The 22,335-nt window shown below is 49.4% G+C and carries 18 protein-coding genes; 7 read left to right on the top strand and 11 right to left on the bottom strand.

What is annotated here, in order from left to right; translation table 11 throughout:
- Position 1: 1 nt before the first annotated feature.
- From FS628_RS18730 to FS628_RS18755, 6 genes are all read right to left on the bottom strand, one after another.
- Positions 2-763, bottom strand: coding sequence for a lysophospholipid acyltransferase family protein (locus tag FS628_RS18730; RefSeq protein ID WP_145324457.1), 762 nt, complete (start codon positions 761-763; stop codon positions 2-4).
- Positions 732-1,499, bottom strand: a complete 768-nt coding sequence (locus FS628_RS18735; RefSeq protein ID WP_145324459.1) for a carotenoid biosynthesis protein — start codon at positions 1,497-1,499, stop codon at positions 732-734. Before FS628_RS18735 ends, FS628_RS18730 begins: the two co-directional genes overlap by 32 nt.
- The gene (locus tag FS628_RS18740; protein ID WP_145324461.1) at positions 1,499-2,371 is read right to left on the bottom strand and encodes a phytoene/squalene synthase family protein; all 873 of its coding nucleotides are present in this window, start codon (positions 2,369-2,371) and stop codon (positions 1,499-1,501) included. The genes FS628_RS18735 and FS628_RS18740 overlap by 1 nt, the downstream gene beginning before the upstream one ends.
- On the bottom strand, positions 2,368-3,831 hold the full coding sequence (locus FS628_RS18745) for a phytoene desaturase family protein (RefSeq protein ID WP_145324463.1): 1,464 nt from the start codon (positions 3,829-3,831) through the stop codon (positions 2,368-2,370). Before FS628_RS18745 ends, FS628_RS18740 begins: the two co-directional genes overlap by 4 nt.
- Positions 3,828-5,378, bottom strand: a complete 1,551-nt coding sequence (locus tag FS628_RS18750; RefSeq protein ID WP_145324465.1) for a phytoene desaturase family protein — start codon at positions 5,376-5,378, stop codon at positions 3,828-3,830. Before FS628_RS18750 ends, FS628_RS18745 begins: the two co-directional genes overlap by 4 nt.
- Positions 5,379-5,644: 266 nt before the next feature.
- Positions 5,645-6,592: a MerR family transcriptional regulator gene (locus FS628_RS18755; RefSeq protein ID WP_145324467.1), complete on the bottom strand. Its 948-nt coding sequence runs from the start codon at positions 6,590-6,592 to the stop codon at positions 5,645-5,647.
- Between the two features lie 263 nt (positions 6,593-6,855).
- Between FS628_RS18755 and FS628_RS18760 the strand changes: the two genes are divergently transcribed.
- The 7 genes from FS628_RS18760 (at position 6,856) to FS628_RS18790 (ending at position 16,516) form a co-directional block, all read left to right on the top strand.
- Positions 6,856-8,331 (top strand): phospholipase D family protein, encoded by a 1,476-nt coding sequence (locus FS628_RS18760; RefSeq protein WP_145324469.1) that lies wholly within the window; start codon positions 6,856-6,858, stop codon positions 8,329-8,331.
- A 126-nt stretch (positions 8,332-8,457) separates the two neighbouring features.
- Positions 8,458-9,081: a TetR/AcrR family transcriptional regulator gene (locus FS628_RS18765; RefSeq protein WP_145324470.1), complete on the top strand. Its 624-nt coding sequence runs from the start codon at positions 8,458-8,460 to the stop codon at positions 9,079-9,081.
- Positions 9,078-9,419, top strand: a complete 342-nt coding sequence (locus FS628_RS18770) for a DMT family transporter (protein ID WP_017691902.1) — start codon at positions 9,078-9,080, stop codon at positions 9,417-9,419. The genes FS628_RS18765 and FS628_RS18770 overlap by 4 nt, the downstream gene beginning before the upstream one ends.
- Positions 9,419-9,733 carry a DMT family transporter gene (locus tag FS628_RS18775; RefSeq protein WP_062836933.1) on the top strand — a complete coding sequence of 105 codons (315 nt, stop codon included), beginning with the start codon at positions 9,419-9,421 and terminating at the stop codon, positions 9,731-9,733. The genes FS628_RS18770 and FS628_RS18775 overlap by 1 nt, the downstream gene beginning before the upstream one ends.
- Before the next feature lie 569 nt (positions 9,734-10,302).
- Positions 10,303-11,232: a TetR/AcrR family transcriptional regulator gene (locus FS628_RS18780; protein ID WP_222125259.1), complete on the top strand. Its 930-nt coding sequence runs from the start codon at positions 10,303-10,305 to the stop codon at positions 11,230-11,232.
- Between the two features lie 33 nt (positions 11,233-11,265).
- On the top strand, positions 11,266-14,502 hold the full coding sequence (locus FS628_RS18785; protein ID WP_145324474.1) for an efflux RND transporter permease subunit: 3,237 nt from the start codon (positions 11,266-11,268) through the stop codon (positions 14,500-14,502).
- Between the two features lie 349 nt (positions 14,503-14,851).
- Positions 14,852-16,516 (top strand): PucR family transcriptional regulator, encoded by a 1,665-nt coding sequence (locus tag FS628_RS18790; RefSeq protein WP_260871112.1) that lies wholly within the window; start codon positions 14,852-14,854, stop codon positions 16,514-16,516.
- A 16-nt stretch (positions 16,517-16,532) separates the two neighbouring features.
- Here FS628_RS18790 and FS628_RS18795 read toward each other — a convergent pair whose 3' ends face one another.
- The 5 genes from FS628_RS18795 to FS628_RS18815 all read right to left on the bottom strand — a co-directional run bounded on the left by FS628_RS18795 (position 16,533) and on the right by FS628_RS18815 (position 22,335).
- Positions 16,533-16,760 (bottom strand): hypothetical protein, encoded by a 228-nt coding sequence (locus FS628_RS18795; protein ID WP_062836929.1) that lies wholly within the window; start codon positions 16,758-16,760, stop codon positions 16,533-16,535.
- Positions 16,760-18,205: a dihydropyrimidinase gene (gene hydA, locus FS628_RS18800; RefSeq protein WP_145324478.1), complete on the bottom strand. Its 1,446-nt coding sequence runs from the start codon at positions 18,203-18,205 to the stop codon at positions 16,760-16,762. Before hydA ends, FS628_RS18795 begins: the two co-directional genes overlap by 1 nt.
- Complete coding sequence (preA, locus tag FS628_RS18805; protein ID WP_145324480.1) at positions 18,202-19,497, bottom strand: NAD-dependent dihydropyrimidine dehydrogenase subunit PreA; 1,296 nt, start codon at positions 19,495-19,497, stop codon at positions 18,202-18,204. The genes hydA and preA overlap by 4 nt, the downstream gene beginning before the upstream one ends.
- Before the next feature lie 540 nt (positions 19,498-20,037).
- Positions 20,038-21,405, bottom strand: coding sequence for an NAD(P)-dependent oxidoreductase (locus tag FS628_RS18810; protein ID WP_145324998.1), 1,368 nt, complete (start codon positions 21,403-21,405; stop codon positions 20,038-20,040).
- Positions 21,406-21,453: 48 nt separating this feature from the next.
- Positions 21,454-22,335 carry a nitrilase-related carbon-nitrogen hydrolase gene (locus FS628_RS18815; protein ID WP_145324482.1) on the bottom strand — a complete coding sequence of 294 codons (882 nt, stop codon included), beginning with the start codon at positions 22,333-22,335 and terminating at the stop codon, positions 21,454-21,456.

Here is a 22,335-nt window from a genome sequence, read left to right on the forward strand (position 1 = left end):
CCTAACGGTTCACCCGCTTTCGTGCAGCATCGTATTTCTCACTTGTCGAACGTACATGACGAATCAGCGGAAGCGCATCGGGTAAACTCCCCTGTCCCATCCGTACAAGCTCTGATCTGTGATCGTCTAACTGCTTTTGCAACAAAAGACCGAGTCTGGAGGCAATCTCTTCACTCTTCAACGCCTTCCAGTCTTCCATCACAGGAGGACCTGCCAGCATCGATATTTCCGGTAGATCATGCTGAACCATCCCATGGCACAAGGTTACCGGTACGGCGATGGCATTCGGGGAGCGACGAAGCAACAATCCAATGCCTGGACGGAACCGAATCGGTCTCGCCTCCTGATGCAGAATTTCTCCTTGAGGGAAAATCCAGACCCTTTTGCCCGCATCCAGCAGTTCAGTAGTGTACTGTAGAGAGGTCCGAATACCGGACGCACTCTCCTTATTGATCGAATATGCGCCCAATTTCCGAAAAAAAGCATATTGCTGAAGCTGTTGCTCCTCCATCATCACATAATGATCTCCTCGCGACGTCTGCCTGGACGCATGATAGAGCAGCAGACCATCCCACCAGGAGCTGTGGTTCATGAAGTAAATCACCGGGCGATTTGGCTTAATCGGGGAGTTGTCCCTGCTATCCACCTGCGGGTCCAGTGACCCCGAGAGAGTGAATGAGCGGAAGCGCCGACGCAGCAGATAATAGTGATTGTATAAGGAAAAAATCCGATTAAACGGTTTTGATTTTACGGCGCGAATCATACAGCCAGCTCCCCTCGGCAAGAAGCACACCAGCAATGGCGATGATAAAGCTGCCTGTAATCCCTTCCTTTAGGGCAAGTAGGCCGAACAGAAGAATAAACAGCTGATACAGCCATTTCGCACGCAGCAATGAACTTCGGTCATTAGGCATGGCCGGAAGGAAGAGGGATAAGAATGCGCCCATGATAAACCAGCTTATGTAATTGGTCCACGGAACACCGTAGAAACCACCCGGGGCCTGCCACTCCCAGAATCCTCTCGCATGCGCAACAGGATCGAGTACCAGATCGAGTACAATCGCCCAGAACCCGGTCTTCACTGCCCGAAGCAGTCTGCCAGTCCAGGTTGAACCGCCACCACTTAACAGCGCCGAGTTACCAACCACTGCGATCCAGGCAAAACCCAGTGTAACAGGCACACTGAATAGATGTATCCCAAAAAAGTCAGAATAGGCATACTCACCAAAGGGCCAATGGGTATGAACCCCTACCCACTCCACGCCCATACCTCCCAACCAGATGATCACAGAGGCTATCCAGAGTCCGGGTTTCAGCCAGATGACTGACTGGTCGGACAGACCTGTCCGATTGCGCCCCTGATAGATTAGATCCAGAACATACAACGCGTAGAAGATTAGAAATAAACCATTCGAAAAAGATAATACGTCAGGCACACCGATCGTCAGCATCAAGACAGCTCCAATAACATACCACGCCCAGTAAAGCCACTGGACCATCAGGATACCGCCGTTCGGGAAGCTTGATAGGCCAGCATCGGGTAACGTTTCACAATTGCCCCCAACATCTCCAGTTTCAATTCATCGCTAACATATGCCCGCTTGGTGTATACGTCATAGTCGTTGCGTTCAACCGCGTGCAGAATGGTAGAGTAGAAGGCTGCTGCCAGCTCGATGGAAAACGCACTTTCCGTTGGGTACGTATCCAGACGATCCATGCCAATACGGAACCAGTTCAATGCTGCAGCTTTTAATTCATGAACAATGGCAATAAACCGTTCGTCCACGATTCCGTCTTCGAAATCCTGTTCGGAGTAACCATGCTTCTCCATGATCTCCAGCGGAACATACCGGCGCACTCTGGCCCGATCTTCACCAACATCCCGAATTATATTGACGATCTGCATTCCTTTACCCAAAGCAATCCCGTTCACGGCTACTTCCGCACCGTTATCATCCCGCAATACAGGCAATAACATCTCGCCTACGGTTCCGGCTACCAGATAACAATAATGCTCCAGTTCCCCCAGCGTTGTATAATGCGTCACTTTAAGATCCGTGAGCTGTCCTTCCATCTGACGGAAGAATGGTCCCTTATCCAGATGAGGGAAACTGCTGAACAACCATCTCAGTGCCGGCCAGATAAAGTGTCCTTCCGCATCGTCCAACTTATCAAACAATTCATGGATTTCGTGAATCGTATAGGGCGAATGTTCTGGCTCGTCTACACTGTCATCAATCATGCGGCAGAAGGCATAAATGACATATACCGCTTCCCGACGTGGACTAGGCAGCCCACTAAAGGCCTGATAAAAAGAGGAAGAACCCTTTTGCATCAACTCTTCACACCTGTTCAAAATCGCTTCATTCATGTTCCCATCTCCTTCATGAGTTGATTGACGGCCATACGTGCACTCTGCATCACAATCGGCACCCCGCCTCCAGGATGTACGGATGCTCCTGCGGCATATAATCCCTGTATATTGGGGAATGGTTTGGGTTGTGGTCGATATACACCGGACTGGAACAACACTGGCGCAATACCGAAGCTTCCGCCCCCATAGAGCCCGTCTCGCTCTGCATCGGCAGGTGTACGCACCTTTTTCCACTTGATCGCTGCACGAAGTCCCGGGAATCCACGTTGCTCCGCTTCTTCCAATACCCGTTCTGCCAAGGCTTCGCTCTCCTGATCCCAGTCGACACCTTCAGCATCTGGCACGGGAATAAGGAAATACAATACACTCTGTCCCGAAGGTGCTGCCGTTTCATCCAATGCGACCGGATTAAATACGTAGAATGAGGACTTGGCCGGAATGCGTCGCTGATTGAAAACTTCCTGTAGACTGCCTTCAAGACTCGGTGGCAGGAAGAACTGGTGCGTCGTTGCATCTTCCCAGGTTTTGTCCACACCAACATAGAGCAAGACACATCCGGAAGAGGGGCGATACGGTTTTCTTTTCCGCGGTGCCTTAGGCAACTGACCAAGCAATCCCGAGAGATGGGGAAAATCGCCATTGTAGATAACTGCATCCACGTGTTCTGCGCCTGCTGCCGTTTCTATACCTTTACACACACCATTTTCAATCGTTAGTCCGGTAACTTGCGAATTCAGCACAACACGCCCACCACGCGATATCAGTTCCTGTTCCAGAATGGCCGGCAATGCTGCATATCCGCCTTTGACCATCCAAATGCCATATTCATGCTCTGCGTAAGGTAAAAGGGAATAGATGCCTGGCGTCCCAAACGGTGATCCACCGATGTATAGACTTTGCAGAGAGTAAGCGTCAAGCAATTCCTCATGGTGAAAATAATCGCCTACCGCTTTCCGGACACTTTTGTGTGCACGCAATCTGCCCATGAGAGACATGAGGGAAGGTGTGAAGAAATCCCTTTTACGTGGAAAAGCCCGTTCTAGAAAAGCCACCCTTCCTGCCGGGAACAATGTATCCATATCCTTCATGAATCGTGCGAATCCCTGACTCTCTCCGGGAAACAAGCGTTCAATCTCCGCCGTCTGCTCTTCGCGTGACGTCATCTTGGTCATGACACGACCACTGTGGTAGTGCACTCTGTATAACGGGTCACAGCGGAGCAGCTCAATCTTCGAACGATCTACGCCTGCTTCCTCCAGTATGCCAAGTAACATCTCCGGCAGAAGCACAATCGTTGGCCCCTGATCGATCCGGTACTCCCCTTCCTGCTCATATCCAATGCGTCCGCCAACACGAGAACCCCGCTCATATACGGTGACATCCCATCCCTGACGGTTTAACAACAGTGCCGAAGTGAGTCCACCAATCCCTGCCCCTACAATAGCGGCCCGCTTCATGAATGCCCTCCAGCTTCTGCGGTCTTCACGTAGGAGGATGGCTTGGAACTTGTTCTGGCGTCCTCTTCCTGAATCAGTCTGACACTGATCCGTGCCGATTCGAAGATCGTTGGCAATCCGCTGCCTGGATGCGTTCCACCGCCCACCAGCCATACACTTTTCAATTCTTCAAACTGGTTATGGGGACGCAGATACATCATCTGACCCAAATTATGTGCCATATTAAACGTCGCTCCGCGATACACATCCAGTTCATTCTCCCAATCGAGCGGGGTAAACAGCATGCATTCTTCAATGCGGCTGCGAATGTCTGCCAGCTCAGGAATGCCTTCCATGCGTCTTATCATCGCCTCCTGTACATTCTCCCGTTCTGCCTCCCAGTCAATGTCTGCGGTAAGGTTGGGCGTAGGCATGAGAACATATACAGCAGATTTCCCTTCCGGTGCCAGCGTCGAATCGAGTCTGGAAGGGTTATGAATATATAGAGATGGATCGGCTGACAACATTTTGTGCTTCGTAATCTCGTCGACGTTCAACCGATAGTCCTCGGGAAAATAGATCGAGTGATGCGGCAGATCCACTTCACCATCCACGCCCAGATACAGCATCGCTGTAGAGCAGGAATACTTTTTGCGTTTCATTTTCTCGGGGGTATATTTCTTAAGCACGCCCGGTTCGAACAGATGATTCACCGCATGTGCGAAGTCGGCGTTCACAACCACATGGTCGGCTTCAATACGTTCACCACTCTCAAGCAATACGCCTTCTGCACGGCCATTGCGAACGATGACCTGTTTCACCGGAGTGGAAGTATGTATGCGTCCTCCATGTTCTTCCACAACATCAGCCATGGCCTGGAAGATCCGATTCACACCGCCAATCGGGTGAAACAACCCGTAATGATGCTCAATAAACGACAGTATGGTAAAGGTACCTGGACAATCCCAGGCAGACATGCCTAGATATTTGGATTGGAATGTAAATGCCCAGCGTAGACGCTCATCTGTAAAATAGCGGGACAAGATTCCATAGACTGTATTGTGGACATCAAGCTTGGGTAGAGCTGTTACCGCATCTTTGCGCAAATAGTCAGTCAGCTTGCCAAAAGGTCGACGGAGCAAAGGCATGACTTTGCCAAATTTCACTTCTTCTTCTTGCATGAACCGGAGGTAATTGTCTTCATTGCCCGGAAACAGTTCCTTAATCTGTGCAGCTGTATCTTCACGATTACGAGAAGGCTTGAATACCTTGTCACCAAAGTTCAATGCATACAACGGGGTTAGCTCTTTCATATCCACATAATCGGATAATTTGCGTCCAACCACGTCGAACATCTCTTCAATCAGCTGTGGCATCATCAAGAACGTTGCACCCCGGTCGAACCGGTATTCGCCCAGCTGCAATCTAGCAGAACGTCCCCCAATGACTGGCTGTTTCTCATATACATCTACTTCGTACCCCTGACCGGATAATAGCATGGCTGCTGCAAGTCCACCTGGACCCGCGCCAATGACAGCTGCACGTTTGCGTTGTTGATTCGGTATCATGCCACTCACCTTTCTATGTAGGGAATTCCTATAGTTCTCTAGCCCTAACCTATTATTAAACCGCCCAAGAACACTTTAAGCGGGTAACTAGCGAAAACATTATACAAATATAATACAAATATTATACGAACTTGTAAACCATAAAATGACCCACTGGTCAAAATGTTGAAATACATCTTTGATTAAACACAAAAAACACCCCTTGAGCACTAGCATCAAAGGATGTCCTGTATACACTAACCTATTCATATCATTTGAGATTATGTTTAATGATTGGCCTGTCCGAACCTTGCACCAGGCGGCCGCTCTGCGAGATATTCCCGTTCCATCCATGACTGCCAATCCGCAGAACTCTCAGGCATAATCCATTGCGGGTAACGAGCATGCTCCGCACGCTCATAGCCTTTGCCTCCAAGTACAAAGCGCATATGTGGGAACTCGTTCATAATCCGCTCGATGAGCTGATCACACCGTTCAAGAAGTCCAGAACTTGTGATCGAAAGGCAGACCAACTTGATCTTTTGCTCCCGGATAATCGGAAAGAGCCCTTCCTCTGGTGTGTTGGCACCGAGATACAGTACTTCCGCTCCATTTTTGCGCATAAACAAAGAGAACAACAGTAACCCGACCTGATGATGCTCCCCTTCCGGGCACAACGCCAGAACTTTGGGCAGATGCGGATAGATCGGGAACAGATGGAAAAACTGATAAAACCGCTGTGAAATCAGCTGTGTCATGAAGTGTTCCTGCGCTACCGAGGCCCTGCCTTGCTCCCACGCATCCCCAACCCGAACCAGAATGGGCACCAGCACATGATAGAACATCGAGTCGTAACCGTACATGGTAAAACCAAAATCAATCAGACCATTGGCACGTTCACCCTGAAAGTTGTAGAGCGAGTCATAGATCTGATCTGCCATGCGTGCATAGGCTTCTTCCATCGTAGGCACTGGAGCCATGATCGGCGTGGGCACAGCCGCTTCGGGCGGACTTAATTTGTTCACTTTCAACATGCGTACCGCTTCCGAAATATTGGTCTGATGCAGTTCTACCTGCTCTTTCAACCAGCGCAGATCCGCAACATTCTCTTCGGTGTACATTCGATAACCCGATTCCGTCCGCTCAGGGGTGACCGCACTATACCGATTCTCCCAAGCCCGGATTGTTACCGCCCTGATACCGAGCATGGCAGCGACTTGTTTGATGGAATACACCTTATTACCCACTTTCTTTCCTAAATGTCCAGATTTCACAAGTTATATCATTCCCCGTCCTTGTCAGGCATATGAAAACCCTAACATTCCACAAAAATAATACACTCATTATACACAACGCTCAGACACCTGTCGATTGCATAATGCCAATTTTGCCATATGTATTTTACCGCTACATCAGTTATTCTACCGGGTTTTCCTGCGTCAACGTTATCATCCGTGTGGTAATAGAAGTCAGCAAGCACAGAAGGGGGAGTCCACCGTTGGTCTCATTACGCCGCCATACATCAGACCGCAAGTCTTCACGCGGCAAATTTCCATACATACGAACAGGGCTCGGCCTATTGGCTTTATGGCTCATCGCCGTCATGCTCTATCAGACCTATAAACCATTACCACCAGGCATTTCCTATGAAAGTCCAGAGTACCGTGTTGATCAAGTCGAGTTCCTGCATGACCTCACCTACCCTTCATCTGACGGACAAATGCAGCATGAACAACAGATCTTCCAGCGCATGATGCAAATTGTGGAGGAAGCAGAGCAGTTTGTCCTGGTGGATATGTTCTTGTTCAACAACTATCAACACAAAGGACAGAACTTCCCACCTGTGAGTGCAGAATTCACCGATGCTCTGGTCGCCAAAAAAAATCAGCACCCGGACATGGATATTTGGTTCATTACAGATGAAGTAAACACCAACTATAACTCTGCACCCAATCCGTTGCTGGAACAAATGACACAAGCAGGCATTCACGTGGTCATCACCGATGTGGACCCTTTGCGTGATTCAACTCCCGTATACTCTGCGGTCTGGCGAACCTTCTTTCAATGGTTTGGCCAATCCGGGGACGGATGGATCAAGAACCTGATGGCCACGGATGGTCCAGATGTAACCGTGCGTTCCTATCTGAAACTGCTTAATGTGAAGGCAAACCACCGCAAAGTTGTTGTTAGTGAAAAGACGGCGATTGTCTCTTCAGGCAATATCCATGATGCGAGTGCCTATCACTCGAACGTCGCATTTGAAGTAACAGGCCCAATTATTGGAGACATTCTTCAGTCAGAGCAAGCTGTACTCGATATCTCAGGCGGAGGCCAGGTTCCTACCTACACCGCGCCTTCCACGGATTCGAACACGGGAGATTTGAGAATTCGCTATTTGACTGAAGGAAAAGTGAATGATGCTGTGCTCCATGAGATCAATCAAGCGAATGAAGGGGATATTTTATGGATGGGCATGTTCTATGTCGCTTCTCCAACAGTATTGGAAGCCCTGCTCGAAGCGGCAAAGCGAGGAACCGAGATCCGTCTTGTGCTTGATCCAAATGAAAATGCCTTTGGTCAGGAAAAGATCGGCATCCCGAACCGTCCTGTCGCCGCCGAATTGCATGATAAATCCGATGGAAAAATACAGATCCGCTGGTATAACACCACCAAGGAGCAATACCATACCAAGATGATCTATCTTGCCAAAGCAACCGGAGATCATATTGTTCTGGGTGGCTCAACCAACTTCACACCAAGAAACATGAATGACTACAATCTGGAGAACGATTTATGGGTTGCCGCTCCGCCAGACAATAAGTTCACGATCGATATCGCGAATTATTTTGAGCGTATTTGGAATAATGATGATGCGGAGTTCACGTTAGAACTGGATGAATTCCAGGAGAAGACAACGTTTTTGAAAGGCATCCTATATAAGCTGCAACTGATTCTCGGTTTTACGACCTTTTGATCAAAAACCACATTCATACCTGTTATATCCGCCTGTACTCTACTGTGCAGGCGGATATTTTCATCTTGACAGGCGATGTGAAGTGTGAAAATATAATTACCTAACGACCGTTAGGAAGGTGATCGAATGACTGCACAATCCATTCGGGATGCAGCCCTGTTCCATTTTGCCAGAGATGGCTATGAGGGGGCGTCTCTAAGAGCTATTGCGGATGAAGTCGGGATTAAAAAACCGTCCATATATGCACATTTCAGCTGCAAGGATGACTTGTTTTTACACACACTGGCCTTTGCATTTCAAGAGGTGAAACGGCACACACTGGAGTATTTCCGTGATCATACGGATCTTCCACTTGAGGACAGACTTAAGGGCTTGCTGGCTTGGTTCGAACAAGAATACAATGCCCAGGCCTCTGCCCGTTTGATGCTGCGCAATTGTTTTTACCCACCCCTTTCCCTGTATGGCGAAGTGATGGATCAGGTGTATCCGTTTATCGATGGAATGGAACGCGCGCTGACCCGCCTGCTGCAAAGGGCAATACGTAATGGAGATCTGCCGCCGCTTCCTGCGGAACAGGCCGCCATTGCATTCATGACGTTTCTCGACGGTATTACCGTGGAGATTATCTATGGAAGCTCCCGTCGCTACAAGAGACGGTTGGAAGCATCCTGGCCTGTCTTCTGGCATGGCATTCATTATCTGAACGAAGAGGCACACAGCATGGTGCCGGAAGGAGATTCAACATCATGAACCGCAATTGGTTATATGTATTTATTGGGGGAATTATTGAGATTGTCTGGGTGAGCGGGCTGAAACATGCCTCGAATGCCTGGGAATGGACTTTGACGGGGATTGCCATCGTGATCAGCTTTGGACTGATCATTGCCGCTTCCAAAAGACTGCCTGTGGGTACGGTGTATGCCGTCTTTACGGGAATTGGTACGGCGGGTACCGTCCTTACGGAAATGGTACTGTTCGGCGAGCCGTTCCGCTTGGCCAAAGTATTGCTCATTGGACTGCTGCTCTGCGGCGTAATCGGACTGAAGCTGGTTACGGATCAGCAAGAAGCCAAGGGAGGTGCTGTATAATGGCTTGGATGGCAATTGTAGGTGCAGGTATATGTGAAATTTTTGGCGTGATCGGTATTAATGGTGCTTCTACTCGCAAAGGATGGCCTTACATCGTTCTGATGCTGGTATCGTTTGTGTTCAGCTTCTCGCTGTTATCCTATGCCATGACATCGATTCCCATGGGCACAGCGTATGCCGTGTGGACCGGGATCGGGACGGTCGGCAGTACGTTAACAGGCATGTTCCTGTTCGGTGAGCGAAAAGAAGCGAAGCGTATCCTGTTTATTGCGATGATTTTGGTGGCAGCCGTTGGTCTGAAACTGATCACGTAATGGAACGAAATGAAGTTACACTTTATAACTCCGGTGATAGCATATGCTTCCGAAGAAGCTTTCTTACAGAAAGCTTTAAGGCGAACACTTCGTTTCTTCAAGCTGGTTCTGCAATCTTCGTTATCGTGTAATTCTTAGCTTCCATTATGATATCTATTAAATTTTGTAATATAAAAAAGACGACTTCGATCAGGAAGTCGTCTTTTTTGGGGAATGATATAAATAGGGAACCTCTTTATACTTTGCTACGTAAGAAAGGATGTTGTCATCATGAGAAAGAGAACGCTACTTGCCTTATATGCCTTCAGTGAAGGAAATTAGCTTACCCGTTCTTGGGATTACGATCGTACATACAGACTGTATCTTCTCACTTGTTATGCCTACTTCCTTGATTCACCCTCATATCACTATACCGATATCACTTCTTAACTCACTCTCTTTTTCCAATTTACTCCCATTTGAATTCTTTCAACCAGATCGTTTATACTTGGTTTGACCTTAAAGTCAATTCAAGAACTCACAAGTTCCCTGATGAGGTGAATGTATCGTTAATGAACCCTATACATGAGATGAATGAGAAGAAAAAACTCATCATTACTACAGCACTCAAGCTATTCTCATCCAAAGGCAGTGCTGCAACATCCATGCAAGAGATTGCAGAATTATGCGGGATGTCCAAGGGCAGCCTCTACATCATGTTTAAATCCAAAGAGGAATTAGAAGCCAGTACTCTGGAGTACTGCATGTACACGCTCATGGACGAGATGACGCAGATTGAGCATGAAACCAGTCTTACCTCGCGTGAACGTCTGCACAAGCAGATCGAGACACTGTTAATCCATGTTGCCGAACTGAAGGAGTTTTTGCGAGTACAGATGCGCAGCATGATGATGGATGATGAACAGCAACGCAAGGAACAATGCCATCCGCTGCAAAGAGATCTGGAGGTACGTACCTTACATTGGTTTAAGGATAAGCTGGAGGAGCAGTACGGATCGGAGATTGAACCTTATACGATTGACCTTATTTTGCTGACACAGGGGCTGTTCCTCTCCTACGTCAAGATCTGGTTTACGGAAATGCCGTCCCTTACTGTTACCAAAATGGCAACAAATTTGCTGCAAATGATGGACTATGCAGCACACGGTTTTCTTAAGCAGCGACCTGTGCCTTTGATTCCTTTGGAGGACTGGCCTGCCTGGATTACCGAACCCCATCCGGATTCCACAGTGATGCGTCACCCTATTCATATTATCAAGCAAATGCAGGATATCGCTGCTTCCGAATTGCCTGCTGGACAACCGAAGAATGATGCACTTGAAACCATTGCCATTCTCAGGCAGGAGATGATGGAATTCACGCCGCGGCGTGCCATTATTCTGGGTATGATGCACAATCTGGAGAACGTAATTGCCATTCAATCTTTGCACTCCGAGCTTCAGCATATTCTGGATGCCATGTATAGCCGGTTCATCCAAGCTGACTCGTCACACACATAAACAGGAGAAACAGAGAGGAGAAGAAACCATCGTATGAAAGGTATTATTAATTTTTCACTGAACAACAAGTTTGCGATTTGGATTCTGACGATTATCATCTCTTTCGCAGGTTTGTACAGCGGATTGACGATGAAACAAGAGACGATCCCGAACATCAACGTACCGTTTCTGAATGTCACTGCCATTGATCCGGGGGCTGCACCGGAGGGAATTGTTGAAGATGTTACGAAGCCACTGGAAGTAAAACTACGCAATGTGGATGGCGTGAAGACCGTTACCTCCACTTCCATGGAGAATGCAGCATCGATCACACTCGAATTTGATTATGGTACAGATCTGACCAACGCGACGGCAACCGTTCGTGAGGCACTCAATGAAGTACAATTGCCTGACAGCGTGCAGAAGCCGACCATTTCCAAGTTCAGCATTAACTCTTTCCCGGTTGTATCTCTAAGCCTGTCCGACAAGGACGGTGGTGACCTGGAACAATTGACAAGACTGGTTGAATCAGATATTCAGCCTGCACTCGAAGATATTGACGGTGTAGCTCAGGTTCAGGTGTCCGGTCAATATGTGAAAGAAGTTCAATTGAAGTTTGATCAAGCCAAAATGGCCGAGCTGGGCCTAACTGAAGATACGGTAAACGGTATCGTTCAAGGTTCATCCATTCGTGTGCCACTGGGACTGTTCGAACTGGATAAATCCCAGAAGGCCGTTGTCGTAGATGGAAACATTATCGACATCGATGATCTGAAAAACCTTGCCATTCCAGTCGTACCCGGCGGTGCCGGAGCTTCCACAGGCAATGGTGCAAGCGCAGCCCCACAAGGCTCTGGAGCGCCAACTGGTGAAGCTGGGCAAGGTACAGCTCCTGGCTCTGCACAAGGAACAGACCAGGCTGCAGGGCAAGCTGCTGGCGGTAATGCCAGTGCAGGTAGCCCATCGGGCGCTGCCAACGCACCTGGCATTCCAACTGTAAAACTAAGTGAAATTGCCAAGATCGAAGTCATCGGTCAAGCGGAATCCATTTCCCGGACAGACGGCAAGGAATCGATCGGTATTTCCGTTGTAAAATCCAACGATGCGAACACGGTTGATGTCGTTAACGCAGTCAAAGACAAAGCGGAAGAATTGCAGACGCAGTTCAAAAATGCTGATTTGACTGTACTCCTTGACCAAGGTAAACCGATTCAGGACTCTGTGAACACGATGCTGGGCAAAGCCGTATTTGGCGCCTTGTTTGCCATCCTGATCATCCTGCTGTTCCTGCGTAATATTCGTTCAACCATTATCTCCATTATCTCGATCCCGCTCTCCTTGCTCATGGCATTGACTGCGCTCAATATGATGGATATTACTTTGAACATGATGACGCTGGGTGCCATGACGGTTGCCATCGGACGGGTTGTCGATGACTCCATCGTTGTTATCGAGAATATCTACCGCAGATTAACACTCAAAGGTGAGAAACTGAAAGGCCGTGAACTGGTTCGCGAAGCAACTCGCGAGATGTTTGTTCCTATCCTTTCTTCCACAATCGTAACGATTGCGGTATTCTTGCCACTGGCCTTGGTAAGCGGCATGGTGGGCGAGCTGTTCCTGCCATTTGCACTGACCATGGTATTCGCCTTGCTGGCATCCCTGATCGTTGCCATTACCATCGTACCGATGCTCGCGCATACCCTGTTCCGTAAAGGGTTGAAGAACAAGCAGAATCACGAAGAAAAACCAGGCAAGATGGCAGAAGGTTACAAACGCCTGCTGAACTGGACATTATCACACAAACTCATCACGGTAAGTATTGCAGTGATTCTACTGGTCGGCAGTTTATTCCTGTACCCGTTCATCGGTGCAAGCTTCTTGCCGGAACAACAGGATAAATACGTGACCATTACGTACAGTCCACAAACCGGAGCTTTGCGTGAAGATGTGGAGAAAGAAGCACTCGTTGCCGAGAAGTGGTTGTTGGAACAACCGGGACTGGAGAAAATGCAATATTCCATCGGCGGCACGAACCCACTGAGCAGCATGGGTGGCGGTGGCGGAAACTCAGCACTCTTCTATATCGAATATAACGAAGATACAAAAGACTTTGCTCAAGTGAAAGAACAGCTTGTCGAAGGTCTGAAGAAGGAAGTTACCGTAGGAACCTGGAATGAGCTCGACATGTCCGGCGGTCTGGGTGGCAGCGGCCTGAGCCTCTCCATCTATGGCGATAATGTAGAGCAACTCAAACCTGTATCGGATGAAATTCTGAAACTGGTTGAAGCGGATACGGATAATTTTGAAAAAGCAGATACTACACTCGCTGACACCTACGGGCAGTATACGCTCGTGGCAGATCAAGAGAAACTAAGTTCCCTGGGTCTGACTGCAGGCCAATTGGCTATGACGCTGAGCCCGGCACGGGAACGTCCTGTGCTCACGGAAGTCGATATTGATAACAAAACGTATAAAGTATATGTAGAGACAGACAACAAAACATTCAGCAGTATTGATGAGATTGAGGATGAAACCGTCACTTCACCGCTTGGCATCGAAGTACCAATCAAAGATGTTGCCAAAGTCGAAGAAGGAACATCCCCGAACTCCATCATGCAAATTGATGGTAAGGTTGTTGTACAAGTGACAGCCAACATCCTGGCTTCCGATGTACAGAAAGCTTCGAGCAACTTACAGGCTGAGATCGACAAGCTGGATCTGCCTGATGGCGTTGAAGTGAAATTCGGTGGTACAACCGAACAGATTAATGATACCTTTACTCAACTGGGTCTCGCCATGCTGGCAGCCATCGCCATTGTATACTTCGTGCTCGTTGTTACATTCGGCGGCGGATTGGCACCATTCGCAATCCTGTTCTCCCTGCCATTTACCGTTATTGGTATTATGGTCGGCTTGTTCATCGCTGGTGGTACGCTTGACGTCTCCGCCATGATGGGTGGACTGATGCTCATCGGCATCGTGGTCACCAACGCCATCGTGTTGATCGACCGTGTTATTCACAAGGAAAAAGAGGGTATGCCTACCCGTGAAGCCTTGCTGGAAGCCGGTGCAACACGTCTGCGTCCAATTCTGATGACAGCTCTCGCGACCATCGGTGCCCTGTTGCCACTGGTAACGGGTCTTGAAGAAAGTGCGGGTATCATCTCAAAAGGATTGGGAATCACCGTAATCGGCGGTCTGATCAGCTCCACGCTACTCACACTGGTTATCGTACCGATTGTGTATGAGTTCCTGATGAAATTTAAAAAGAAAAGAATCGAAGATTAAGAAGTAGAGAGTCGTCTCATGTAATGGGTTGAGTACAGCCTAAATGCAGACTATACTCTCCAACCTCTCGCCCCTTAGCACTATTGGAATAATTAAATTCCGATAGATGTTAAGGGGCTTTTTTTATGTAAATTCACACGAGACATAGACTGACATAGAAATACTTCATTTTAATCAAAATAACAAAAAGTGCAGACTCGTTTGTCATTTGGAACAAATGAACGTGAGATTTCTGCCCATCTGCTGTAAATAGAATTATAATATGGATTAATTATGTAAGTTGACGGATTCCAGACTCCAGATAGATCACATGTAATTGGGGAAGGACGGTGGTTGTGTGGGGGAGACAATGCTTCATATTCAGATCAGAGACATGTTAAAACGTCCCGTATTTCGCAAGGCGGAAGTCCTAGCCAGTGAACGCGCATTGGAGCGATATGTTCGCTGGGTTCATATCATGGAAGTTCCTGAGGTCGGGGACTTGCTCAATGGCGGGGAATTGGTGCTGACGACAGGCATTGGCTGGCAGGAAGGTGAGCAGCATGGCCTGTCTTTTCTACGTCAGTTAATTGCACGTGGGGCTGCTGGACTCTGTATGGAACTGGGGGATCACACCAAGTCCCAGCTCGGTGCGATGAAAGAAATTGCAGTCGCAGCGGATTTCCCGCTGATCTGGTTCCGTGAACAAGTCCGTTATATTGATATTACGCAAGATCTGCATTTTACCCTGATTCGCAGTCATCAGCGGATGATTGCCGAACTCGACAGTCTCACCACCTCGTTTAACCAACTTCTTCTGAATGGAGACGGGGTACAACCCCTGCTTCGATTATTGTCACGTACAACCGGATATGCCGTGGCGTTATATCCACTTGAAGGAGAAGCAAGTGCAGTTCCCTATTGCCCTCCAGAGCAGCTGGAGACTCGTCGGCAGGATTGGTTTTTGCAACGAGGACATTCGGAGGGAGAGGATACTACAGCGTTAAAAGCATACACGGATAACACATTGCATGCGTTCAGCATGCCTGTTCAGGCGTTGGATTACACCTTTGCTGATCTTGTGCTCATGCATCAAAAACTGCCGGATCACGATTCAAGCATACCGATTATACCCTCGGATGAATTCGTCATTCAGGCACTGGAACGTTGCGCAGCAGCGATTGCCCAGGACTGGATGCGAACCAAGTACATGGAAGAGAAACGTCGCTACAAAGAAGATATGTGGGTCATTGACTGGCTTAACGGACATCACTCCACGAAGGAAATCCATGAATATGTATCTACCGTTAATCCCCTTCTCGCAAAAGGCAAAGCCACCATTATCTTATTCGACAGCAACCCCGCATACACAGACAGCCTCAGACTTCAGAAGTTATTGATACAACGCAACATCGTCGCCCGGTCGGTATTTGCACGGGAGAACTTCACCCTCTACAGCACAGTTCTGAACCATCAGATCATTCTTATCATTCTCGACCCACTACCCGGATCTCAGCGTAAAAGCAATCTATGGCGCTGCATCGAACAGCTGCAGCAGCACGAGCAGGAACAGACCCATCGTCTCTTTTCAGGCCTATTCGGTATCGGTCATAGCTGCGCGGATCTCTCCCGTCTCAAGGACAGCCTGGAATCAGCAAAGGAGACACTGCGAATTCAGAAGGACATCGGTGTGATGCAGCAGCCCTTTTACAGTAACCTTCATTGTTACCGTATCATTGCCAGCATGAAGCAGAGCGGTAATCTGGATGATTTCATCGAAGAATATCTGGGGCCGCTCATTCGTTACGATACAGAGAAAGGAGGTCAGCTGCTACGTACGCTCAAGCAATATTTGGTCCTGTGCTGCTCCAAGCAAGAGACGGCCACCGCGCTATATATCGTTAGACAGACGCTGTATCACCGTTTGGACAAAATCGAATCCCTTTTGGGAGAAGACTATATCCTCCCCGAGAAAAGGGTTGCGATCGAACTTGCCATCTACGCCTATGAGTACGTTCATGGGCCAATCGTATGAAGAACTCCAGCATGGTCTACGCTCCCCGCTGCTCCTGAAGCTGGCGAATCAGGATGTGACTGAACCACTTTCGTCCAGACGCCGTACCCACGTATTGCTCTTGTTTCTCTTCGGGAAGATCCGGGTGCCCCCATATGACGTGTGCACCCTCCAGATGTTCCCGTACCGCGTAGATCCGATACCCCTGTGCAACCATTCGCTCTATGGCGATTCTCTCCGCTTCAAACACATCATGATCTGACATCAGCTTCTCCCTCCATTCACTGCCGTCACGGGCTGTCTCACCGGAATAGGTATACCCGCATCGTATTTATCACGCTTCACATACTGCCCCGCCCCTGCCAATCCGGCAAATTGCCGATCACGAATGACATATTCCCCGCGGCACAGCACCGTCACCGGACATCCCTGTACCTGCATGCCTTCAAATGCGCTATAATCCACATTCATATGATGCGTATCTGCCGAGATCACTCTGTTTACAGATGGGTCAAAAATAACGATATCCGCATCTGTCCCTACGGCCAGAGTGCCTTTCTGCGGAAATAACCCAAATAACTTGCTCGCTCTTGTCGAACATAGATCGACCCACTGATTCAGCGTAATCCTTCCTTTGACTACACCTTCCGAATACAGAATACTTAGGCGATCTTCGATGACAGGCCCCCCGTTCGGAATTTTGCTGAAATCATCCTTGCCCAGGTCCTTCTGCCCTTTGAAATTAAACGAACAATGATCAGAACCAATCGTCTGCAACTGACCGCTTTTCAGTGCGTTCCAGAGTACTTCCTGATGAGCAGCCTCCCGTAGCGGTGGTGACCAGACATACTTTGCACCCTCGAAATCCGGCTGATCCATAATCGACTGATCCAGTGTCAAATACTGAGGACAGGTCTCTCCCCAGATCCGGTAGCCCATTTCACGCATGCGTGCGATCTGCTCCACTGCTTCCGCACAGGTCACGTGCACCACATACAGCTGTGAATCCGCAAGCGCAGCCAGACGCGCCGCACGCCCTGTTGCTTCTCCCTCCAGCATGGATGGACGAGTCAGCGCATGGTGAATGGGCTCTGTGCGCCCTTCGGCGAGCGCCTGTCGTACCAGCAGATCAATGACATCCCCGTTCTCGGCATGCACCATGACGAGTGCGCCGTACTCTTTTGCCTTCTGCAACGTCTGGAAGAGAATCCCGTCATCAGCCTGGAACTGGTTTTTGTAAGCCATGAACACCTTGAAGGATGACACACCCTCTTCTTCAATAATCTGCGGCAGCTCTTCCAGCACCTGATCATTCATCTCCCCAATCATGAGATGGAAACCGTAGTCGATGGCGGCTTTACCCTCGGCTTTGGCATGCCACTCTTGGAGAGATTCGATTAATGGACGCCCTTTTTGTGTCAGACAGAAATCAATGATCGTCGTTGTACCGCCAAAGGCTGCTGCTGCCGTTCCTGTCGCAAAATCATCTGCGGTTACCGTTCCACCGAATGGCATATCCAGATGTGTATGCGGATCGATCCCGCCTGGAATGACGTAACAGCCGGAAGCGTCCACGACTTCCGTTTGTTCGTCTGGGATAAGCCCGATGCCAATCTGTGTGATTTTACCCTTTTCGATCAACATATCTGCCTCAAAGGTATCCGACGCTGTGACCAACACACCATTACGAATCAATTTGCGGGTACTCATGATATCGCCTCCTTGGTTGATTGATCTCTGACCGATTGCAGCAGGGCAATCGCAGACTGACGTTCATTCCAGGTTACAGGTTCCTGCTCAGGTACAAGCTCAACCATCTCAATCGCCCCATCCACTGGGCAGACGATCGAACACAGATTACAGCCAACACAGTCCTCTTCCACCACTTCCAGATAGGAACCCGATGGGTCGGTCAACATATCAATACACTGATGCGAGGTGTCCTCACACGCAATATGGCATTTGTTGCAGTTGATGCAGACATCGCGGTTGATGCGGGCGACCACTTTGTAGTTCAGATCGAGATTGCCCCAATCCGAATAACGCGGAACCGTCTGACCTACGAGTTCTGCTACGCTGCTCAAACCCTTTTCATCCAAATAATCGTTCAGGCCATCAATCATGTCCTCCACAATGCGAAATCCGTGATGCATCGCTGCGGTACATACCTGAACCCCTGTAGCACCCATGAGCAGAAACTCTGCCGTGTCCCGCCAGTCGGAGATGCCACCAATCCCCGAGATTGGCACACCTACCTCCGGATTACGGGCACATTCGGCAACCATGTTCAGAGCAATTGGTTTCACGGCTGGACCACAATACCCGCCATGTGCTCCTTTGCCTCCCACATGGGGCACAGTATTCCACGAATCCAGATCCACACCTGCGAGAGAGTTAATCGTATTGATCAGGGAGATCGCATCCGCGCCACCCCGGACAGCTGCCCGGGCCGTCGCTGTAATATCCGTGATATTCGGCGTGAGCTTCACGATCACTGGTGTGGTCGCCACTTCCTTTACCCACATCGTCTGCAGCTCCACAAGGTCCGGCTGTTGACCGGAGGCAGCTCCCATGCCCCGTTCGGCCATGCCATGCGGGCAGCCAAAGTTCAACTCCAAGCCATCCACACCGACGGCCTCCACCTTTTTCACAATCTCATGCCACTTCTCCCGCGTAGGCTCCACCATCAGTGAAGCGACAACCGCACGATCCGGGAAACGCTTCTTGGTCTCGGCAATCTCCCGCAGATTCACTTCCAGCGGACGATCGGATATCAATTCAATATTGTTAAAGCCCGCCACCCGCTGTCCGCCAAAATGGACCGCCGCGAAACGGGAGGATGTATTGATAATCGGCTCACCCAGTGTCTTCCACACCGCACCACCCCAACCCGCTTCGAATGCACGCTGAACCTGATACCCCGTATTGGTCGGTGGTGCAGAAGCCAGCCAGAACGGATTGGGTGATCGAATACCTGCTAGATTAATGGATAAGTCAGCCATAACGATCCCTCCTTGGTGTTGTTTGAACTTACTAGTTACACCGGACACTCCGATGACAGAACAACTTTCCGATCGCTGTTATCCCCAGATTTTTTTGATTCCTTTTATAAAGGGAAAATCCGGGGATAAAGGCGAGGTTATGCTTCCGATGCAGCTTTCCTTCAGAAAGCTTTTAACTCCGCTTCTTCAGGTTCTTTCTGTCCTCTTCGTTTTGTGTAAATGTTTAGTTCAATTTTTATCGTTGTACTGGATATTTGGTCGTGTTTAGGATCTCTGCGTAGTAATGGTGTTTCTGGATAGTACGCACCTAAATCCTAACGAACCGTAGAGCTCTTATTGGGCTCATTTGCGGCACTTTCAAAATCTAACGAATCGTAGAAAGCTTATATTGCTGTAATAGCTCATTTCGGCTTCATTTCAACGATTTTTATCAAAATAAGACGTGTGAGATTCATTAGATTTTTCAATCCTCCATAATTTCCACTATAAGGTGTGTAGGGTTCGTTAGCGCGCCAGGGACACAAGGATTCGATGAACTGCTCATGCCGTCTCTTCCACCTGTCCAGGCAACGCCTTCATAACTGCGGCGGCAGCCAGCTTACCTTGCTGTGCAGCCGAGACAACCATCGCTTCACCCTGGCCCTGACCAAAAATAACATCGCCTGCCGCATAGATCTGAGGATGCGAGGTACGGTACGTATGCGGCTCGATCTCGACAACACCCCAGTGGTGACGAAGCCCAAACGCTTCAATTAACGGTAATAGACGATGCTGCCCAATCGCCCGGATGACCGTATCACATTCAATCATGAACTCCGATCCCTCTACAGGCACAGGCAATGCACGCCCACCGCCAGGCGGGGTAACCAACTCCATTTTCACGCATTCCACAGCTTGAACCCGACCATTCTCGTCTCCAATGATACGCTGCGGCATCGTAAACCAGCGGAACTCCACACCTTCCTGCTTGGCAAACGTATATTCAAACGCATACGCCGTCATCTGGCTTTCCCCGCGCCGATATAACATCTGCACCCGCTCGGCACCAAGACGTACCGAACAGGTCGCTGCATCTACCGCCGTATTACCCGCGCCAATAACGGCGACCTTCAGACCATTTAACGCGGGTGGAACACCTTGCTTTGTAGACTCCACAAATTCAATGGCATCATAGACGCCTTCCAGTGTCTCTCCTTCAATGCCCAGCATAGGTACTGAACCCATGCCACATGCCAGAATGACCGCTTCATGTTGCTCTAGCAACTGCGTAGCAGGAATATCCACACCGATGCGCACCCCATAACGGATCTGCACACCCAGCGCTTCCACCTGCTCCACTTCCCATAGCGCAACCGATTCGGGCAAACGGAAAGATACGATGCCGTACGTATTCAGCCCGCCGCCTTTGGGTTTGGCTTCGTAGATCGTCACCTCATACCCTGCACGCCCCAGTTCACGTGCCGCCGACAGTCCCGCAGGACCCGCTCCCACAACAGCAACGTTTCTCCCATTGGCAGGCGCTGCCTGGAATAACGGCTCATTCTTAGCTCGCGCCCAGTCGGTGGCATAACGCTGCAAGTCACCAATACGAATCGGCTTCGACGATTCGTTTAGCACACATGCGCCTTCACATAACTCTTCTGTGGGGCATACACGTGCGCAGCTGGCTCCAACCGGATTCGCATCCATGATGGTGCGGGCCGATCCTTTCAGGTGCCCTGTCGATATTTTGCTAATGAAAGAAGGGATATTAATGTCAGTTGGGCAAGCCTTGATACAAGGTGCATCGTAACAGTACAGACAGCGGTTCGACTCCTCCATCGCTTCCTTTCCTGTCATGGCGGGTTTCATCTCGGCAAAACGACTCTCCCACCCGTAATCGGATAACGTTGTTCCTGAGCTGTTCATCAATGTCATGCACCTCCTGAAGTTTGATCCGGGCAGCTTCCAGCTACTTCACAGACGAACCAGATGTTCGTACGTTTCCGGCCTGCGATCCCGGTAGAATTGCCACACATTACGCACCTCACGAATCATCTCCGTATCCATCTCGCCAATAACGACCTCATCCTGATCCCGGCTGCCTATCGCTACCATTCTGCCTCGCGGGTCTACCAAGTACGACTGTCCGTAAAATTCACCCATATTCCATGGCGCTTCCACACCGACCCGGTTGATGGCCGCTACATAATAGCCGTTAGCTACCGCGTGAGCAGGCTGTTCCAGTTTCCACAGATATTCCGATGTACCCGCAACCGTAGCGGACGGATTGAACACAATTTCTGCCCCCGCCAGCCCGAGCAATCGTGCCCCTTCCGGAAAATGACGATCATAACAGATGTACACGCCGACTCTGGCGTAGGCCGTATCAAATACCGGATAACCGAGGTTACCTGGTTTGAAATAATACTTTTCCCAGAACCCATTCGTGCCCTCCCCAGCCTCCACATGAGGGATATGATGTTTGCGATATTTGCCCAGATATGAACCATCCGCATCAATGACGGCTGCCGTATTGTAATACGAAGCAATGCCCTCCACCTCGTACACGGGTAAAACAATCACCACCGCAAGCTCCTTTGCCAGCTCCTGAAAACGTCTGGTCGTTGGTCCTTCCGGTACCGGTTCAGCGGATGCATACCATTTGGGATTCTGCTCTGTGCAAAAATACGGGCCATAGAATACTTCCTGCAGCCCGATGATCTTGGCCCCTCTTGCAGCAGCTTCACGGACCAGCGCAATGTGCTTCTGAACCGCAGCCTCTTTGTGCACCTCAACGGGAGCCGAACCCTCAATCCCATGTGAAGCCTGGATTAATCCGATGCTGATTTTGCCCAT

Source organism: Paenibacillus xylanexedens (assembly GCF_007676705.1).
In the GTDB taxonomy this organism is placed as follows: domain Bacteria; phylum Bacillota; class Bacilli; order Paenibacillales; family Paenibacillaceae; genus Paenibacillus; species Paenibacillus xylanexedens_C.

Coding starts and splice junctions, on each gene's coding strand:
- FS628_RS18730 (WP_145324457.1), bottom strand. CDS start 763: ATGATTCGCGCCGTAAAATCAAAACCGTTTAATCGGATTTTTTCCTTA.
- FS628_RS18735 (WP_145324459.1), bottom strand. CDS start 1,499: ATGGTCCAGTGGCTTTACTGGGCGTGGTATGTTATTGGAGCTGTCTTG.
- FS628_RS18740 (WP_145324461.1), bottom strand. CDS start 2,371: ATGAATGAAGCGATTTTGAACAGGTGTGAAGAGTTGATGCAAAAGGGT.
- FS628_RS18745 (WP_145324463.1), bottom strand. CDS start 3,831: ATGAAGCGGGCCGCTATTGTAGGGGCAGGGATTGGTGGACTCACTTCG.
- FS628_RS18750 (WP_145324465.1), bottom strand. CDS start 5,378: ATGATACCGAATCAACAACGCAAACGTGCAGCTGTCATTGGCGCGGGT.
- FS628_RS18765 (WP_145324470.1), top strand. CDS start 8,458: ATGACTGCACAATCCATTCGGGATGCAGCCCTGTTCCATTTTGCCAGA.
- FS628_RS18770 (WP_017691902.1), top strand. CDS start 9,078: ATGAACCGCAATTGGTTATATGTATTTATTGGGGGAATTATTGAGATT.
- FS628_RS18775 (WP_062836933.1), top strand. CDS start 9,419: ATGGCTTGGATGGCAATTGTAGGTGCAGGTATATGTGAAATTTTTGGC.
- FS628_RS18780 (WP_222125259.1), top strand. CDS start 10,303: ATGAATGAGAAGAAAAAACTCATCATTACTACAGCACTCAAGCTATTC.
- FS628_RS18785 (WP_145324474.1), top strand. CDS start 11,266: ATGAAAGGTATTATTAATTTTTCACTGAACAACAAGTTTGCGATTTGG.
- FS628_RS18790 (WP_260871112.1), top strand. CDS start 14,852: ATGCTTCATATTCAGATCAGAGACATGTTAAAACGTCCCGTATTTCGC.
- FS628_RS18795 (WP_062836929.1), bottom strand. CDS start 16,760: ATGTCAGATCATGATGTGTTTGAAGCGGAGAGAATCGCCATAGAGCGA.
- hydA (WP_145324478.1), bottom strand. CDS start 18,205: ATGAGTACCCGCAAATTGATTCGTAATGGTGTGTTGGTCACAGCGTCG.
- preA (WP_145324480.1), bottom strand. CDS start 19,497: ATGGCTGACTTATCCATTAATCTAGCAGGTATTCGATCACCCAATCCG.
- FS628_RS18810 (WP_145324998.1), bottom strand. CDS start 21,405: ATGAACAGCTCAGGAACAACGTTATCCGATTACGGGTGGGAGAGTCGT.
- FS628_RS18815 (WP_145324482.1), bottom strand. CDS start 22,335: ATGGGCAAAATCAGCATCGGATTAATCCAGGCTTCACATGGGATTGAG.